This is a genomic window from Sphingobium yanoikuyae (assembly GCF_013001025.1).
GTDB lineage: Bacteria > Pseudomonadota > Alphaproteobacteria > Sphingomonadales > Sphingomonadaceae > Sphingobium > Sphingobium yanoikuyae_A.
Genome location: NZ_CP053022.1, coordinates 165537 through 181052 on the forward strand (window position 1 = coordinate 165537; position 15516 = coordinate 181052).

16 protein-coding genes are annotated in these 15516 nt (G+C 61.9%); 6 read left to right on the plus strand and 10 right to left on the minus strand.

What is annotated here, in order from left to right; translation table 11 throughout:
- Window positions 1–137 precede the first annotated feature (137 nt).
- From HH800_RS26005 to HH800_RS29525, 6 genes are all read right to left on the minus strand, one after another.
- On the minus strand, window positions 138–1679 hold the full coding sequence (locus tag HH800_RS26005; RefSeq protein ID WP_169863469.1) for a flagellin: 1542 nt from the start codon (window positions 1677–1679) through the stop codon (window positions 138–140).
- Window positions 1657–1815 (minus strand): hypothetical protein, encoded by a 159-nt coding sequence (locus tag HH800_RS26010; RefSeq protein WP_169863444.1) that lies wholly within the window; start codon window positions 1813–1815, stop codon window positions 1657–1659. Before HH800_RS26010 ends, HH800_RS26005 begins: the two co-directional genes overlap by 23 nt.
- Window positions 1816–1918: 103 nt before the next feature.
- Window positions 1919–2197 (minus strand): WGR domain-containing protein, encoded by a 279-nt coding sequence (locus HH800_RS26015; RefSeq protein WP_169863470.1) that lies wholly within the window; start codon window positions 2195–2197, stop codon window positions 1919–1921.
- Between the two features lie 261 nt (window positions 2198–2458).
- Entirely contained in the window at window positions 2459–5098 is a 2640-nt protein-coding gene (locus HH800_RS26020) for an AAA family ATPase (RefSeq protein WP_169863471.1), read from the minus strand.
- Window positions 5095–6213, minus strand: coding sequence for a metallophosphoesterase family protein (locus HH800_RS26025; protein ID WP_169863472.1), 1119 nt, complete (start codon window positions 6211–6213; stop codon window positions 5095–5097). Before HH800_RS26025 ends, HH800_RS26020 begins: the two co-directional genes overlap by 4 nt.
- Window positions 6214–6228: 15 nt before the next feature.
- A complete protein-coding gene (locus HH800_RS29525) occupies window positions 6229–6513 on the minus strand; it encodes a hypothetical protein (protein WP_169863473.1) in 285 nt (94 codons plus the stop codon).
- Between the two features lie 214 nt (window positions 6514–6727).
- Between HH800_RS29525 and HH800_RS26035 the strand changes: the two genes are divergently transcribed.
- The 5 genes from HH800_RS26035 (at window position 6728) to HH800_RS26055 (ending at window position 9415) form a co-directional block, all read left to right on the plus strand.
- On the plus strand, window positions 6728–7261 hold the full coding sequence (locus tag HH800_RS26035) for a hypothetical protein (RefSeq protein WP_169863474.1): 534 nt from the start codon (window positions 6728–6730) through the stop codon (window positions 7259–7261).
- Window positions 7258–7623 carry a hypothetical protein gene (locus HH800_RS26040; RefSeq protein ID WP_169861967.1) on the plus strand — a complete coding sequence of 122 codons (366 nt, stop codon included), beginning with the start codon at window positions 7258–7260 and terminating at the stop codon, window positions 7621–7623. Before HH800_RS26035 ends, HH800_RS26040 begins: the two co-directional genes overlap by 4 nt.
- 207 nt (window positions 7624–7830) lie before the next feature.
- Window positions 7831–8274 (plus strand): hypothetical protein, encoded by a 444-nt coding sequence (locus HH800_RS26045; RefSeq protein WP_235682154.1) that lies wholly within the window; start codon window positions 7831–7833, stop codon window positions 8272–8274.
- On the plus strand, window positions 8271–8867 hold the full coding sequence (locus HH800_RS26050; protein WP_169863476.1) for a hypothetical protein: 597 nt from the start codon (window positions 8271–8273) through the stop codon (window positions 8865–8867). Before HH800_RS26045 ends, HH800_RS26050 begins: the two co-directional genes overlap by 4 nt.
- Window positions 8855–9415, plus strand: a complete 561-nt coding sequence (locus HH800_RS26055; RefSeq protein ID WP_169863477.1) for a hypothetical protein — start codon at window positions 8855–8857, stop codon at window positions 9413–9415. Before HH800_RS26050 ends, HH800_RS26055 begins: the two co-directional genes overlap by 13 nt.
- Window positions 9416–9768: 353 nt before the next feature.
- Here the strand turns inward: HH800_RS26055 and HH800_RS26060 are convergent, their stop codons facing one another.
- Window positions 9769–10935: an ATP-binding protein gene (locus tag HH800_RS26060; protein WP_029547353.1), complete on the minus strand. Its 1167-nt coding sequence runs from the start codon at window positions 10933–10935 to the stop codon at window positions 9769–9771.
- 884 nt (window positions 10936–11819) lie between these two features.
- Complete coding sequence (locus tag HH800_RS26065) at window positions 11820–12851, minus strand: IS110 family transposase (RefSeq protein WP_020818605.1); 1032 nt, start codon at window positions 12849–12851, stop codon at window positions 11820–11822.
- Between the two features lie 77 nt (window positions 12852–12928).
- On the opposite strand from HH800_RS26065, the gene HH800_RS26070 reads away from it, so the two are divergent.
- Complete coding sequence (locus HH800_RS26070) at window positions 12929–13471, plus strand: hypothetical protein (protein WP_169863478.1); 543 nt, start codon at window positions 12929–12931, stop codon at window positions 13469–13471.
- 42 nt (window positions 13472–13513) lie between these two features.
- On the opposite strand, the gene HH800_RS26075 is transcribed toward HH800_RS26070, so the two are convergent.
- Both HH800_RS26075 and HH800_RS26080 read right to left on the minus strand, forming a co-directional pair.
- Entirely contained in the window at window positions 13514–14872 is a 1359-nt protein-coding gene (locus HH800_RS26075) for a hypothetical protein (RefSeq protein ID WP_007015766.1), read from the minus strand.
- Window positions 14869–15474: a recombinase family protein gene (locus HH800_RS26080; RefSeq protein ID WP_026109404.1), complete on the minus strand. Its 606-nt coding sequence runs from the start codon at window positions 15472–15474 to the stop codon at window positions 14869–14871. Before HH800_RS26080 ends, HH800_RS26075 begins: the two co-directional genes overlap by 4 nt.
- Window positions 15475–15516: the final 42 nt, after the last annotated feature.

Here is a 15516-nt window from a genome sequence, read left to right on the forward strand (position 1 = left end):
TTTTTAGAAAGTCGCTGAACTCCGGCACGCGATCTTTCGTCATGACGGTCGTCACCTTGGCGATTTTGGAGATATCCTCGCACGGATCGTCGTCGATCAGGACGATGGCGGCCAGTGAAGGGCGGATCGCAGCCTCTTCATTCGAGAAGTTTGAGAACCTGTTGTTGAGTCTGATTGGCCTGGGCCAGCATCGCCGTGGCCGCCTGATTGAGAATCTGGGCCTTGGCGAGCGCAGCCGTTTCGGTAGAGAAGTCCGCATCCTCAATCCGGGAGCGGGCATCGGCAAGGTTGGTGACGCCACTCGTGGTCAGGTTCACGGTGGCTTCCAGCCGGTTTTGAAAAGCTCCCAAATTGGTGCGGGCCGTCATCACCTGCGCAAGCGCTGCATCGATGACGTTCAACGCATCCAGCGCGCCCACCTTGACGCCGCCATAGCTCTTGTAGTGCGAATTGGTATATTCGACATAACCCAACGGATCCTCGTCCAGATGACCGTCCTGGTCGGCCATATGTATGTGGCTCGTGGCGACAACATTGCCGTTGCCGTCGTACAGCCGGCGCGGGTCTTCCATGTGAGGTTGGGATGGGTTGCTGCTATTATAGTCTCCGCTCAGGCTAGTGAGCGGGGTGTCTCCATCAGCCCGCCCGGTGGGACGATCCCAGACAGGCACCATGGTGCCAGTGGCATCTTCACATAATGTAAGCGGAGCGCTGCTGACGATGCTATAGCCGCTGACCGTGACAAGGTGTGCGACTTCAGCATAGCCCGTATCATCGCCATAATTGCTATGCGGCACGTCTTGATTGGCTCTAGGGTTCAACGTCAGGTCGATGTTCTGGAGGCCGACAAAGCGGGTCCGACCATTGCCCAGCGTCACGTCCGTGCCCAGCAGGGTGAAACCATCGGACGGGCTGTAGAACGTGGGAATGCCGATGTCGACCATGTCGCTGGCATTGGCGCCGGTCTGGATGCGGATCACGGCCTCTCCGGCCGAGCCTTTCCGATCTGCGGCGTGGGTGTGGGTGCTGACATAATAGGCGACATGGGCGCTGCCGCCGATCGTATCTTCCCAACCTGTGCTGAAGACAGGATCGCTGCCGACATCGAAATGATCGGCGCCGGGAGCCAGATTATAGGCATCCTCCGCGTCGTCATCGCCATCATGGCTGTTGTCATAGCCATGGGTGCCGCCATCGTCATTGCCGCCGACCATGAAGTCGGCGTCATTATTCCCGTCAAACGCCTTCACGCCCTTGCTAGTATCGCTGAACAGGGTGATGCCGTTGAACTGCGTGTTCTTGAGCACATCCTCGATCTGGGTGGTCAATTGCGTGATTTCCGCCTGAATGTTTTTGCGGTCGTCTGCATTGGCGGTGCCGTTCGCCGCCTGGATGGTCAGTTCGCGCATCCGCTGGAGCATGTCGCTGACTTCGCCGAGCGCGCCTTCCGCGACCTGAGCCAGAGAAATGCCGTCATTGGCGTTGCGGATGCCCTGCTTCATGCCAGCGATCTGCGCCGTCATCTTGCTGGATATCGCAAGGCCCGCAGCATCGTCTGCGGCGGAATTTATGCGACGACCGGAGGACAGCCTCTCCATCGCCTGGCTGAGATTCTCGCTCGCCCGGCGAGATGCATTCTGCGCCCGCAAAGCAGCGCTATTCGAATTGATTACCGCCATGCAATGCGTCCCCGTTCATCCCCCTCAGTTTACCTTCGAAAATATGCGTTGCTTTGCGACTGTCCAATCCGGGATAAACCCGGATTACCAGCACAATCTGCTTGTAATGTCCCAAGTCCGCAATCAAGCTCAGCATGATATCGGTCCTTCGTCAACGCCGGGATAAAATTGGGCCACAGCTCACCGTAGCGCAACAGTTGGACCATTAGAATGTTTGTCGGAACCGCAAAGAGGCGAGCTTATGGCACCACCGTCAGTGGCCGATAGGCAACGCCGATCCGATTTTCGGCTGTGCCGCGCCGGCGCAGGATCGCGGCGATATAGCGCTCGGCCGACTCACAGTCGTTGAAGGCACGGACCTGGGCTTGGCCGCGTGCGCCGATCCGGCCCCAGCGGGTTTCAACGACGATCATATCGAATAGGTCGAAGCTGGCGACGATGCTGTAGCGCCGCCAAATATTGCGGCCTTCGTCGAGCGCCTCCAGTTCGATCGGGTCAGGGAGAATCGCGCCTTTCATAGCTCAAAGCCTACAAAATCAGCCCTGCGAAGTCCGACGACTTATCTGAATCAGTGGCGCGTGATTAATTCACCCGCTGAATCAGTGAGGGCAAAGAGAGAAGGATGCAGCGATATAGGACAGCACCGCCTGTTCACATCGGTCACGCGCACCAGTCAAGAAATATGCTAGACCACATGTTCGCCTGAGGCTGGGCCAGCCCATCTCATAATATGACCGCAATTGGGCGAATATCCAAAAAACTGCGGGGCGCGCGCCTCGCTAAATTTTAATCCGCGTTGCCTCGATATGCCGGAACGCGCGTTCGCGGCAGGTCAGTAGGATCACCTGCATCCGCTCTGACGCCTCGACGATAAGGTCGGTCATAGCGTCCAGGCGCACGTCATCGGAATAGACCAGTGGGTCGTCGAGGATCAGCGAGACGGGGTGGCCTTCCTCTAACAACATGTCGGCGAAAGCGAGGCGCGTCAGCATCGCCAGCTGTTCCTGCGTGCCCTTCGATAGCTGCTCGCAGGCCTCGTCCACGCCGGCGCGGCGGATGCTGGACAAGCTTAGGTCATCGCCGAAGGCGGGCTCGGCCCCTGGCAGGATGCGGCCGACATGGCGCGCGGCTCGGTTAGCCACCGGGCCGGTGATTGAGCGTGCCGTTTCCGCCTGCGCTTCGGCCATGGTCGCGCGCAGCAGTTTCAGAATTTCTGCCTCCTCCTCGATGCGCACAAGCGCGGCCCGGGCGGCTTCGTTTTCCTCGCGCGCGGCGGCGGCATGTTCGGCGAGGCCCTTGCCGCCGTCGCTCTCCACTTTTGCCTCGAGGCCAGCGATCTGCGCCTTAAGCTCATTCTGGCGCTCCTCCGCTGTGCGGCGGCGCGCGGCGAAGGTTTCCAGGCGGCGGGTGAGGGCGGTTTGATCGAAGGCCTGGGCATTGATCTCGGCCTGCTGCAGCGCGACCGAAGCGGCAGCAGCGGTTTCGCGTGCCGCTGTCAGCGTGGCAGCAAGGTCAGCGAAGTCGGGATGGGCGGCGAGCAGGGTCAGTTCGTCACCTATGCGGGCGAGGTCGCTGGCTGCAGAGGCCTCGTCGATGGCGAGGGGAACCCGCGCCTTCTCGGCCTCGCGCGCGTCGTCCTCAGCCTGCCGGGCCTGGGCTTCGGCGCGCGTGAAAGCGGCGTCGGCGCGGTCCTGGTCGGCTTCCAGTTCTTTCAACGAACGGGCAGGCGGGAGGGCAGGGGCCTGAGCCTCCCCTACTTCGAGCGGATGCTCAGCGATGAATGCGCGCAAGGTCTGCGCACCAGCGGCAAGGTTAAGATCGCGATCAGCGGGTGCGGCGGCGAGTATCCGCGCGGCCAATGTTTCCAACGCGCGGGTCGCCTCGCGTGCTGCCTCGGCGCGGGCTTGTGCTTCGGCGAGAGTGGCAACCTGCCACTGCGCTAGCAGCGCGGAGTGGCGGGCTTGCGCGCCGTCGAGCGCGGCCTGTGCCCCGGCCAGCGCCTGCGAGGGGCGCAGCACCAGTTCGCCGCCGCCGGGCAATCCGATGCGGGTTTCGCGCGTCAACGTCCATTCGCCGGGTTCGAGCGGGGCGCCATCTCTCGTGACGCCCTGCGCACCGACCAGTTCTACACGGGTACCGTCAGCTTCGAGCAGGGTGAGGTGGCGCACCACCTCGCGCTCGGCGGCGGCGAGGTCTTCGAGAACTTGCGCTGGCACGGCCTGCTTCAACGCCGCATCGAGCGGCGCGCGTTTCGCCTCCAGCTCGGTGACTTGCGCAAGGCGTTCATGTGCGGCCGCGATCTGCGCGCGCCGGCGCATCGCTGATTCCAGCGCGCGGGCCTCGGTGACTGCCGTGCGGGCGGCGTCACGCGACGCGAGCGTAGTGGCAAGGGCACTGCGTGTGGTCTCAGCGTGGGTGCGCGCAGTTTTAAGCCCCTCGGTCAGTTCGGCAAGCTGCTCACGCGTCGTAGCCTGCCGGGCCTGCGCTGAAGCCTGCCGTTCCAGCGCGGCGCCGTGGCGGGTGGACAAGTCCTCCAGCCCGTCGAGCCGCGATGTCGCCGCCGCATTTTCCGCCTTGCGAGTGGCGAGTTGCTGCGCCGCGCCGCGCGCGGTTTCAAGGCGGGCGAGGACGTCGGTACGCTCGGTGGCATCGGGATCGTTCTCTAGTTCGCGGCGCAGGGTCGCTAGCTGGCGGCGCGCAGCGTCGAGGTCGGCGAAGGCGGCTTCGAGCAATTCCTCACGCCGCTCGGCTTCGGCCACCGTTTCCGCTGCAGCGATCGCGCGCTTCTGCGCGGCGGCAAGGCGCTGGGTGGGCGTGCCCGCCCTGCCGGTGAAATAGGCCGAATATTGAGTATCGATGCGCGCACGTATGCGCTCGAAGGCTGCGCCGCCGACCAGCGCGCCCGCCTCGCCCTCCAGCGTCGCGCCGATAAGGTCGCGCAAATTCGAGCTGGGGGCCTCGACTAAAAGCCCGTCGGTCTGCGCCACCCACAACATTCCGAGCGCGCCGTGCAAAGTCTTGTCGAAACCTGCGCCCTGCTGCCCCGCCTCGAAGCCGAGCAGGGCCTGTAGCGCTTGCTCGGCGGCTTCGCCCTGCTGGCGACCAGTGGGCCCGGACAGTTCGACCGAGGCCGACTTGATAAACCGCTTGGTAAGCGACCAGGGGGCACCGGCAACGTCGAAATCCAGCGCGACCTGTGGTCCCACATTGTCGCCGAGTGGCTGGAATGAGCGGATCAGTTTTGTCGTCGAGCTGTGTTTGAGGAACAGCGCCGCGCGGACCGCTTCGAGTAGGGTGGACTTGCCTGTCTCGTTCGGCTCGATGACGATGTTGAGGCCCTGCGTTAGCCCGGCGATTTCGTGGGGCGCGCGGAACTTGCGGAAGTTTTCCAGCGCGATGCGGCGGATCAGCAGGCTCATGCGGCGTCTCCTTGTTCCTTCAGCGCCTCGACGAAGAGGCGTTCCAGCGCACGGCGCGCGCGCGATGCGTCCGGGCCGTCGGCTTCGATTTTAGCGCGAAGCAGCGCCCCGGCGCGGCCGATCATGCCTTCGCTGGAGAGCGCGGCGAGGTCTTCCTCGGTGGGCCGGGCCACCATGTCGGCGTCGCGGACGTCGAGATGGCGCAGGCGGTGGGTTAGATCGTCCTCGATACGAGAGAGCATCGCCACGCGGGCGGTCAGCGGGACGATGCCTGAAAGCGTCAGGCGTAGCAGCGTGGCGGCAGGCTCGCAGGCGGCGAGCAAGTCTTCTGCCAGGGCCGCGAAGCCGGTCGCATCGGCCACCGTCCAGTCGCGCGACAGCCAGCGGAAGCGCCCGGTAGGAAGAGGAGTGACCGTGACTTTTCCGGGGCCCAGATCGACCAGTAGCGCATGCCCGGGATCGTCGCGGCCGGGCTGGAAGCGGTCGGTCTCGGGCGTGCCGGAATACCAGGTACGCGGATCGACCTGCAGCGTGCCGTGCCAGTCGCCCAGCGCAAGATAATCGAGATTGGAGAGCCGAGCACGGTCGGGCGCGATCAGGTTTTTCGTATCGCCCTGCGAGCCGAAGCCTCTGATCGAACCATGCGCCAGCCCGATGCGCAGCCGCGCTCCGGGAGTGTCCATGCGGGCGAACGCCTCGGTCGGATCGTCGAGTGTGTGGCGGTGGAGCAGCGGAGCGGGCAGCAGCCACACGCCGTCCTCCACCTCGTGCGCGGTGGGTTCGGTGAGGACGGTAACATTTGCGGCGGCGCGTTTTCTCACGCGGTCCCACAGGCCGCCGTTTCGCGCGAAATCGTGATTGCCGGGCAGCAGCCACCAGCGGCAGGCGTGGCGCTCCATACGAGTCACGGCTTGAACCACGGTGCGTTCGTCCGGCCCTTCGGTGTCGAACACGTCCCCGGCGACGAGGACATGGCCCGCGCTGTGCTGTGCTGCCGCCTTGCCCAGCGTGTCGATGGCATCGAACCGCGCCTCGGTCAGCGCGGCTCGCGTCTCCGCATCGAAGCGGCCGAAGGGCTTGCCTAGCTGCCAGTCGGCGGTGTGGATGAAGCGCATGAGGTCCAGTGTCGGTTAAGATAAGAAATTGTCGTTTAGCGGGGGCTGTGTGGCAGTGCTACGACAGAAGCGGTCGTGTAGTAGCAGATCGATGATGCTGCCGTTCTTTTCGGCGAAACGCGCTATTTGTGTCTCTAGCCCCTTCGCCATCGCTGCGCGCGCTGCAGGCGTCTGCTGACGCATCAATCCGGCGAGGCTTGCCGTCGGGCAGCCTTGCTCGGGGTGGTCGCGATGCAGCGGGGAGAGATAGGCGTCGGTCCAGGCTTCGAGGTTGGCCATGCCTGTGCCTTCATCGTACATCACATGATCTTGCGTGGTTCAGCATTGGAGGTTTCACGATCTACGTGAAGCTAACCAAACGAACTTTTTTGATTTTAGGCCGAAGAAGTTCTGGATGCGCGGCAGGAAAGCGCAGCTGAATGGGGCAGATTGGCTGCAATTATTGAAATGAAAATCTCATCCTCACCCTGACGGCCGCAGCCGCCGCAGGACGGAGAGAAAGAACCCACCTCAAATGATCTATGTCAGTGAAGAAGACCGCAAGCGCACCGCGCTTGCGAAGGAGGCCGCTCGCGCATTCGCCGGGATGGTCGGTTGGACGCCTGTGCCTTGCACATCGATCATGCCGTCCGTGCTGACGGACTTCGAATATACCGACCGCGCCAACATCGTGATGGCGCACTGGCAAAAGAAGCTCTCGCTCACCGCCCTCATCAAGGCCGTTGTAGAATTTCGGCGCGATCTTCTCTTGGTCGAACCGAGCCACGTCTCAGGGAAGCAGGCGGGCAACTATATCACTCTCTTGCTGTGCCGCGATGGTGAGGTCCAGATCGTCACGGGCCTCTGGCCGTGGCTTCAGGAACCTGGTGCACCGATCCACCTGGTCACAAATCCGGAGAGCCGCGACGAGATGCGGGCATTCATGGTCGATCGCGGCGGCATTTGTCCGCTGCCAACTCTGCCCTGGTCAACCGCAGAAGCAGAACGGCTCGGTTTCTCGACCGCCCGACGCCACTGGGAGCTGACCGTGGAAGGGCGTTGCGCATGAGCGGGAACGACAATCTCCGATGGCTGGACAACCTGCCGGTTGGCTGGGCGCAGCTCTACCGCGACCTCCTGTCTGATCTCGCGGCGAACGGCATCACGGCCTGCGTGGACGAGGCGAAGGAAAAATTCGGTTCGCTCCGGATTTATCTCGAGCCCAGGGTTCCCGAAGCACGACCCTACATCGCCGCAGCCGAAGAGCGGTCCAAGGTTACCTGCCAACGATGCGGCGATCCGGGAGAAATGCTCATGCGTAATCGCATCGTTGCCACTCTCTGTCCGGTCCACGGCGACGGCTTTTCCAAGCCAGCCAGGCCGCCGGTGGTCACGGTTTACATAAAGACGGTGGACATCTCGGACGAGTAGGCGCCGCCGCCGCGGCGAAGGCCAAGTTTGAAGTGGCTCAGGCAGCTGAGCAAAATGGAATGAAAAAAGGGGCAAGGCGCGGCACCGCTCGGCTGCCGCGCGCCCTCAACGCGAAAGTCTCTCAATATGCAGGATAATGTTACACCGTGTTCCTTCGGGAGCGCGAACGGCTTGCCGTGGATCAAAGCTGCAACCCATCGCGCCATCATGATGCTGGCGGCAGATATTGGCGGGCCGATCGACTTCAGCCCGGAGCGGCGCTTCCCGGGCGCGCGGCATGGCGTGCTACTGGAAGGCGCCAATCTCCTGATCGTCGGGACCCGGACCGGGCCGAACATCGGGCTAAATGACGTCAGCGCGGTCGCGAGGCCGTATGGTATGGACCTGCTGCTCGCGCGCTTCTCTGGTCCAGTCGTGAAATACGACATTTACCGCTGCAGGGACGACCAGTGGTTCACCGGCTATCAGCGCGCATGGTTTGAGGACCGCTACTGGTTCTGCCCGCCCGATGAAGTCGATCAGCCATTCATCCTGGCACACCGGCGCGGCCTGCAATTCTCCTCCCATGCGCCTTGCCCCGATGCCCGGCGCTTTGAAGCCGGTCTCTCGCTGGCGGCGCAGACCAGCACGCAGTGGCAGGAGGCGGCATGAGCAAAGCCAAATCGAAGCCTGCCACGGCCGATCAGCCAGAGATGCTGTCCTGCTTCACGCTGGATCCTGCCGATGACGGCAGCTTCAAATATATCCGCTATTTCTACAAGCAGGATGTCCATCGTGCCGGAATAGCCGACATGGTCCTGGCGAAGCTGACGCCTGCCGGGCACAAGGCATCGCGTCATGATTTGCTGCTGCCTGACGCAGCCAGCGGTGAATATATGGACCTCAGCTATCTGCTGCAGCGCTATGATGCGATGCTGCCCGCGGCTGAGCGGACCGGATACGCCCAATTCACCCTGGCACTGCCATCAGATCAGCCACCGAATGTGGGATGGGAGCAGGTGCGAGCGTGGGTTCGGAGCTATTTTGTGCGTCAGGAGCAGCTCGCCGCACTGATGGTTCTCCATCTGCCCTATCTGGCGGGGTCATCAAATGCCGCTCACATCCATATCCTGCTCCCGGCACGCCGGCTGTCGATGAATGGGTTTACCGGCCAGGCACGCGACGTCTGTTCGGATAGTGGCTGCCATGATGCATGGAACGCCTGGATCAGCTTTCAGAAGGAGGGCGGCTCATGCGTAAAGTGACGATGATCGATCCGCCCCATGGCTGGCGCTATGGCTTTCCCAAGCCCCTCACTCTTGGTGAGGGGCAGAGCCTGCAGGATTGGTTGATCGAAAATGGATACCCCCAGGCCGAGATCAACGTCTTCGGGATCGTCCATCTGCCTTGCCGGTACTGGACGCGGGAAATCGAGGAGCCGCCGCCCCATGAACTGAACGCGCATGACATAGGCGAGAGGAGGAAGCTCATCCTTGCCCGCCGTCTTATCGCCGCGCTTCGGGCCAATCTGGACCTCATCATTCAGGCGCAGGCGGAGAATGACCGGCAGCTGGCAAGCCATCGTGCGACCATTGGAAACAGGGCATGGCGCTTTCTACTGAGGCGATCCATCGATGAGATCATCGCCTATATGCTTCAGAAGTCCCCGACCGGGAGAACTCTACGTTCAACCAGTCCATTCTCCATGATCCTGCCGCCCGAGCCCGAAGCAGAACGGCGGAGGATGTGGCGGGCGGCCAAGGCGGAACTCATCTCAGAAATGATTGTGTTCCGGATTGAGTGCTTCCCCTGACCGCTAGCGGTCGAAAGGGCTCGCTTGTCAAAGACCGCCCTTGGAAAATTCGAGCCTGTTCGGTCTTCGGCATTCGATCGAGGAGGGCGGATACGAGCCCCTTTAACAGTCGAGGCTCTGCTTCATTCCGTCCGCCTCCTTTGCGTCGGACTCTATTCAAAATCGGTCACATTTCAGGTGAGCACGCCCCCCTCGGTCCTGATCTGTCTCAGGAGCGAGGAGAGGATTGGCACGATCTCGCCCGCGGACGCCAAAGATCGCTACCGGACAAATCGCCTTGCATATTTGCCCTCCCGGTAAACAATCAGCAGTGCAGCGCGAGATTGCTCAAGGCCGGAAGAATTTAACTCTCCTCATCGCAACTGCCGCAACATTCGGGCGGCTTCGATGAGAGGGATGACCTCAATGTCATGGCCGATCGGATATCTCTCATGGCCGGGATAGATGAGGATGCGCCGGGCTGGTTTCAGATCGTTGCATGCGAGATGAAAACCCTTTTCCACCTTGGGGGCGGAACTTCGCTTCACTTCAATGGCCCATAGACCTTGCCCAGGAATGGTGAGCAGAAGATCGATTTCGGCACCCGCAGCAGTTCGGTAGAAGTTGGCCTGCGTGCTATAGGGAGCCGAAGCAATCAAGGTTTCGATCGCAAAGCCTTCCCAGCTTGCTCCTGCCACAGGATGCCCCAGCACGTCGTCCAGGCTGGTCAGGCCCAGCAGCCCATGCACTAGCCCGCTATCGCGCACATAGATACGCGGCGATTTAACAAGACGCTTGCCCTCATTGCTGTGCCAAGGCTCCAGACGGCGCACCAACAACAGGTCGACCATCAGATCGAGATAGCTGGCCACCGTCTTGGAATCGACGCCAAGGCTGCGAGCGAAGTCGGATGCGTTCAACAGGGCGGACTGATGATGCGTCAGCATCGTCCAGAAGCGCCGGAGCGTTTCGGCCGGAATGCGAGGACCCAGCATCGGCACATCCCGCTCGAGATAGGTCCGAATGAAATCCTGCCGCCAGCGTCGGCTCGCTTCGTCATTGCGCGCAAGAAAACTGTCAGGAAAGCCGCCGCGAACCCACAAGCGCGGGATATCCTCCGACTCGACCTCAGAGCCATTGATGGGCCCCATTTCAAGATAGCTGATCCGTCCTGCCAAACTTTCGCCTGACTGCTTCAGCAGGTCGATGGACGCCGATCCCAGAAGCAGGAAGCGGCCTGCCTTGAGCCCCTTGCGGCGGCCTCGGTCTATAAGACCCCGCAGGATTTGGAAAAGCCCCGGCATTCTATGGACTTCATCAAGGATGATAAGTTCGGTTTCATGGGCTTCAAGATAGGCCTCGGGATCCATCAACCTTGCCTGATCGCGATCAGACTCCAGATCGAGATAAAGTGAAGGGCGCTTCGCGGCGAGATCCTGGGCAAGGGTGGTTTTTCCAACCTGCCTTGGCCCGAGCAAGGCTACAGCCGGTGTTTCAGCGAGGCGATCGATCAGGATCGGTGCTATTTGACGCTCAATCATCCTTGCATATTCGGATAATTACTCCAAATATGCAAGGATGAAACTGAAATGGTGGAACCACCAAGTTGCGCGAAGGGCCTCAACGCGTTGAGTGCCAGACGGGGAGGCTCCCGCATCAGGATCAAATATGTTCCAATATCCGACCGGCGAAGAGCCCACGCACTCCACACGGAAATCGGAAATCCCTGAATATGTAAGTCACTATAAACCTTACATAAACAATCTCACTTTAGCCGGATGCCCCACTGGGGGGTAATCTTGACTGACACAGCGCAACTGACAGGGCGTAAGCGGCCTCACGTTTCTGGTTTTCGGCATCGGCGCATCCGCGACTTTCAGGCTCTGCCTTATGGCTGGGGCGAACTGACCGGTGTGGACGTCTCACATCTCAAACAGGCCGTACGCGCCATCCTGGACGAAAATCCTTGCTTGCCCGAACTGGAAGCCTGCCTGCTGCTTTGGTCCTCGCTCACAACAGGGCGGAGCTATGAGGATTTGCTGCCTTTACGTCTGCATGTGACGCGTAGCCTACCCGACTGGGCTGCGGTTCCGCCTGCCTTGGTCAGGGATGGAGGGCAATGGGCATGGTGGCTGGATGCAAAAGACCGAGCTGTTCAGAAACCGGCAAAAAACGTATGGCCCGCCCCGTTTGCAAGTAGGATTTTACGGTGTTCTGATCAGTCTGCGTCAACGTATGCGGTCTCACGGGAGCATCCCGTGGCCAAGATGGACATCCGCACGTCTGGAGCCACAATAAGGGAACCGGCAACAGGTGCCATTTTTTTGCCCGGGCTTTCCAGACGCCGATCGACTGTCAGGCCATCTTCACGATCCTTCCTGCAAACATCGTTGGGCTACGCGCGCAGAAGCACGCAGCCGATCCGTTATGCCGCTGCTGGATAGCCGCGTTCGAAGCTCACTTCTTTGCGAAGGGCTGCCCAAGCGATCCGCGCCAGTTTATTAGCCAATGCGACGACGATTGCGTTGCGATGAACTCCTCGCTCGATCATTCCTGTCAACCAACGTCCCAGCGGGGTTTCGCTGCGCGCCAGTGACGGTAATGCTGCCCGGGCGCCATGGATGAGCAAAGTGCGCAAATAGGTGTTGCCACGCTTGGAGATGCCGAGCAGCCGGGGCTTGCCGCCGGTAGTATGTTGCCTGGGTACCAAGCCGAGCCAAGCACCCAAGTCTCGCGCTTTGGCAAAGCTGCTGGCATCGCCCACGGCTGCAATCAAAGCGGTTGCGTTCAACGTGCCGATGCCGGGGATGGACGTGAGCCGCCGGGCAGCTGCATCATTGCGAGCCAGTTCGACAAACTCGCCGTTCAGTGCCTCGACCTTGGTATCAAGTTCGTGCCATTCGGCGCGCAGTTCACCCACCAGTTGCTTCAAGCGTGGTGATAGGGCCGTATCTTCGGCGGCCAGCATGGCATCAATGCCCAACTCCAGCTTGCGCCGGCCGGCCGGAAAAATGGTCCCCCGCTCCAGGAGGATCGCCCGCAGTTGGTTGATAAGGTTTGTGCGCTCGGCTACCAGGCGGGACCTGACGCGGTGGAGGGTCTGGATGTCCAACTGCTCCTGAGTCTTGAGTTCGACGAAGCGCATAGTCGGGCGCGAGGCGGCCTCGGCAATCCCCTCCGCATCACGATCATCATTCTTCTGCGCTTTGACATACGGGCGTACGTACTCCGGCGACATCAATCTGATTTCGTGCCCCTGCGCGGCGAAAAGGCGACCAAGGTTGTGGGCACCACAGCACGCCTCCATTGCAATCACGCAAGCCGGAAGCTTGGTCACGTAATCGATAAGTGTCTGTCGGCGCATCGACTTACGCACGATGACAGCGCCTGCTGCATCAACGCCTACGACACTGCAGGCATTCTTGCCCAAATCAACGCCAAGGATAACAATAGACATCGGTCCGCTCCTTTCCTTTTCAAGCACCGGCATCATACCTGATGCCGGGGAAAAGGGGCGGGCCATCCCATAAGGGAATGCGTCCGGTATCCGGACGAATCTATCTTCCGGCAACCAACCTGACGGCGGATATCATCGAACGTTGCCTGACGAAGAGGAATGTCACTCCGCAGAAACTGAGCCGTAGTTTGTTTACGATTGGGGGCAGTGCCCCAGTGGACAAGAGCCATCCACTGGTCGTGCGCATGGGAGAGTTACTCGAACGCCGAGATCAATCAGCTGTACGCCCGTCCCGCAAGGCGGCTGCGACCGTGGAATCTATCACTCGGTGGCTGCCTGCCACCTTGAATGAAGCGGCAGGAGGAGACATGGCGCTGACGGCGGCGATTACCGGTGAAATTCCCAGCATTGCGCGTACATCTAGCGCTTACGGCGCCGCGTCGCAGGATAATCTGGCCCGGCATTATCGCGCCGCTATCGCTCAGGCTGACACTGTTACTCCGGTTGCCCTGCCACGAGAGCTGGCCGACACGCATATTGGCGGGCGGTTCACGCCTTCGGATGAAACAGTGCGCGCTCTGACGTCCGCGCTGGCACAGGACGGCCTCTGTGCATTGTAGGGACACGGATTCACGGTAGGCATCGACGTCAGGGGTAGCGAACTATTTGCGCAGGTTCTCGATGCCAAGTTCGCGCCATATCCAAGTGAAGTCGTAGGTGGCCATCGGGTCGTTCGCGTCGAGTTGGCTGCTGCTGCGGTTTTCGAGATGCTTGAGCCACCCGGCTACTCGGTGCCGGCCTGCGGCAGTTTGAACGGCTGCGCGCGGGGTGATGTCGCCGAGCATGCCGACGGGTTCATCGAGCGTCGCGCGGTACTGACGGTCGAGCATGGCATGGATGAGCGGGGTTGCAACCTCTGGCGCAATGGCGGGTGCCGGTTCGGATGATGTCAGCCCCTCGGCCCGCGCCGCCATGGCCTGTTCGACCGTCTCAATCGTGGTCAGCGGCGAGCCGACCAACCCGGCGAGCGCATCGTTGATAAGCGCGGTGCCGCGTTTCGCTCGCTCGGCCGAGGTGACGGCGAGCATCAGGGCGCGGCCTTTCAATTCGACATTGCCGAGCACCGGGGTGCCGTCCGCCATCGTCACACCCCACGCCATGCGCCCGGTGCTTTTCGCTTTTCCGTTCGGTTTCTCGCCCAGCCAGTTCCAAAAGTGCGTGGTTTCCCGCTGAAGCGCAGGGACAGTATCAAGCCGCTCGCCGACCAGCGCCTGGGTCACGCCGCGTGCGAAGGGAAAGCGCACGCGGTGGAACATCACCTCCTCGCCATCAATGTTGTGCAGCGTGGGGATGGGCGCCGGTCCCATGGTCTTGGGAACGACATCGAACAGCCATGCCGTGCTGATGAGGGCCGGAAGTGCAGCCAGATCGTCGGCGTCTAGGTTCAACGCGGTGCGCGGGCTGCGCTTGCCCTTCGAGCGCCGTAGATCGGCGACGAGCGCCTCGGCCGCCTCCATCGTGAACGACAGCACGCCGCCCGACAGGAGGTGCTTGCCTCCGACCTGCACGACGCGGGCACCGATCCTGTCCCATTGCTTCAGCGTCTGCGAGGCGCTGCGCTCGGATACTCGAAGCGGCTCGCCGCCCCGGATCAGGTCGCGCACGAGGAAGCCGCTGCCGGGCTCGACCTCGCTGACCTCGTGGAGGCTCATCACTGACGATCGAAGGGCACGCAGGTAGATTTTGGTCGGGCCGCTCTCATTCCAGCCCCGGCGCCGAATATAGTCATCGACGATGTTCCGGTCGGGTTGGATGGTGCGCGTCAGCAGATCCTCGAACGCGCATCCCCACAACACGCCGGCCCAATGATCGCCGACGATGTCCGCCAGCTCGTCCGCTTCGAAGTCGAACTCCTCCATCGCCAGCCCGAGATGATCGCCGAGCGCCTCGCCCAGATGCTCGCCCCAGGCCGGCGAGGTGGCGAACTTCATGACGCCGGACAGATCGTGACCACGCTTCATGCCTGTTCCCTCTGCTGCTGACTGAATTGCTGGCGGTGCGCGGCGACGATGCGCGAGACGGTGGGTTCACTGACACCGTAGAGCCGCGCCATCTCGGCACCGGACTTGCGGCCGGACGTGACGGACTCGGCGATTTCGCGGCGCTGCTTGTCGCCGAGCTTGGGCCGACGCCCGCCGATCCGTCCTTCTGCGCGAGCCTGGGCAAGGCCGGCGCTGGTACGCTCGCGGATCATGGCCCGCTCGAACTCGGCGAAGCTTCCCACCATCTGCATCATCATCCGCCCTGCCGCGGTGGTGGTGTCGATCGCCTCGGTCAGTGAGCGGAAGCCCGCGCCTGCCAGCTCGATCCGCTCCATGATGTGCAGCATATCCTTTAGGCTGCGCGACAGCCGGTCAAGCTTCCAGACGACGACGACGTCTCCGTCGCGCAACTGGCCGATCATCTCCAGAAGCTTGGGTCGGTCCCACCGCCCACCGCTGGCGGTCTCCTCGAACACCCGCTTGCAGCCGGCCGCATCGAGCGCGCGCCGCTGCGCGGCGTTCGACTGGTCGTCGCCCTTCGACACGCGGGCATAACCGATCAGATAGGGTTCGCGCGTCATCTGCGTCTCTTTCACAAACGGCCGTATCTGGAGGCGGAAACA

Bases quoted from the DNA above. Each gene is read 5' to 3' on its own strand.
- HH800_RS26005 (WP_169863469.1), bottom strand. From the start codon at position 1,679: ATGGCGGTAATCAATTCGAATAGCGCTGCTTTGCGGGCGCAGAATGCA.
- HH800_RS26010 (WP_169863444.1), bottom strand. From the start codon at position 1,815: ATGCTGAGCTTGATTGCGGACTTGGGACATTACAAGCAGATTGTGCTG.
- HH800_RS26015 (WP_169863470.1), bottom strand. From the start codon at position 2,197: ATGAAAGGCGCGATTCTCCCTGACCCGATCGAACTGGAGGCGCTCGAC.
- HH800_RS26020 (WP_169863471.1), bottom strand. From the start codon at position 5,098: ATGAGCCTGCTGATCCGCCGCATCGCGCTGGAAAACTTCCGCAAGTTC.
- HH800_RS26025 (WP_169863472.1), bottom strand. From the start codon at position 6,213: ATGCGCTTCATCCACACCGCCGACTGGCAGCTAGGCAAGCCCTTCGGC.
- HH800_RS29525 (WP_169863473.1), bottom strand. From the start codon at position 6,513: ATGTACGATGAAGGCACAGGCATGGCCAACCTCGAAGCCTGGACCGAC.
- HH800_RS26035 (WP_169863474.1), top strand. From the start codon at position 6,728: ATGATCTATGTCAGTGAAGAAGACCGCAAGCGCACCGCGCTTGCGAAG.
- HH800_RS26040 (WP_169861967.1), top strand. From the start codon at position 7,258: ATGAGCGGGAACGACAATCTCCGATGGCTGGACAACCTGCCGGTTGGC.
- HH800_RS26045 (WP_235682154.1), top strand. From the start codon at position 7,831: ATGATGCTGGCGGCAGATATTGGCGGGCCGATCGACTTCAGCCCGGAG.
- HH800_RS26050 (WP_169863476.1), top strand. From the start codon at position 8,271: ATGAGCAAAGCCAAATCGAAGCCTGCCACGGCCGATCAGCCAGAGATG.
- HH800_RS26055 (WP_169863477.1), top strand. From the start codon at position 8,855: ATGCGTAAAGTGACGATGATCGATCCGCCCCATGGCTGGCGCTATGGC.
- HH800_RS26060 (WP_029547353.1), bottom strand. From the start codon at position 10,935: ATGATTGAGCGTCAAATAGCACCGATCCTGATCGATCGCCTCGCTGAA.
- HH800_RS26065 (WP_020818605.1), bottom strand. From the start codon at position 12,851: ATGTCTATTGTTATCCTTGGCGTTGATTTGGGCAAGAATGCCTGCAGT.
- HH800_RS26070 (WP_169863478.1), top strand. From the start codon at position 12,929: ATGCGTCCGGTATCCGGACGAATCTATCTTCCGGCAACCAACCTGACG.
- HH800_RS26075 (WP_007015766.1), bottom strand. From the start codon at position 14,872: ATGAAGCGTGGTCACGATCTGTCCGGCGTCATGAAGTTCGCCACCTCG.
- HH800_RS26080 (WP_026109404.1), bottom strand. From the start codon at position 15,474: ATGACGCGCGAACCCTATCTGATCGGTTATGCCCGCGTGTCGAAGGGC.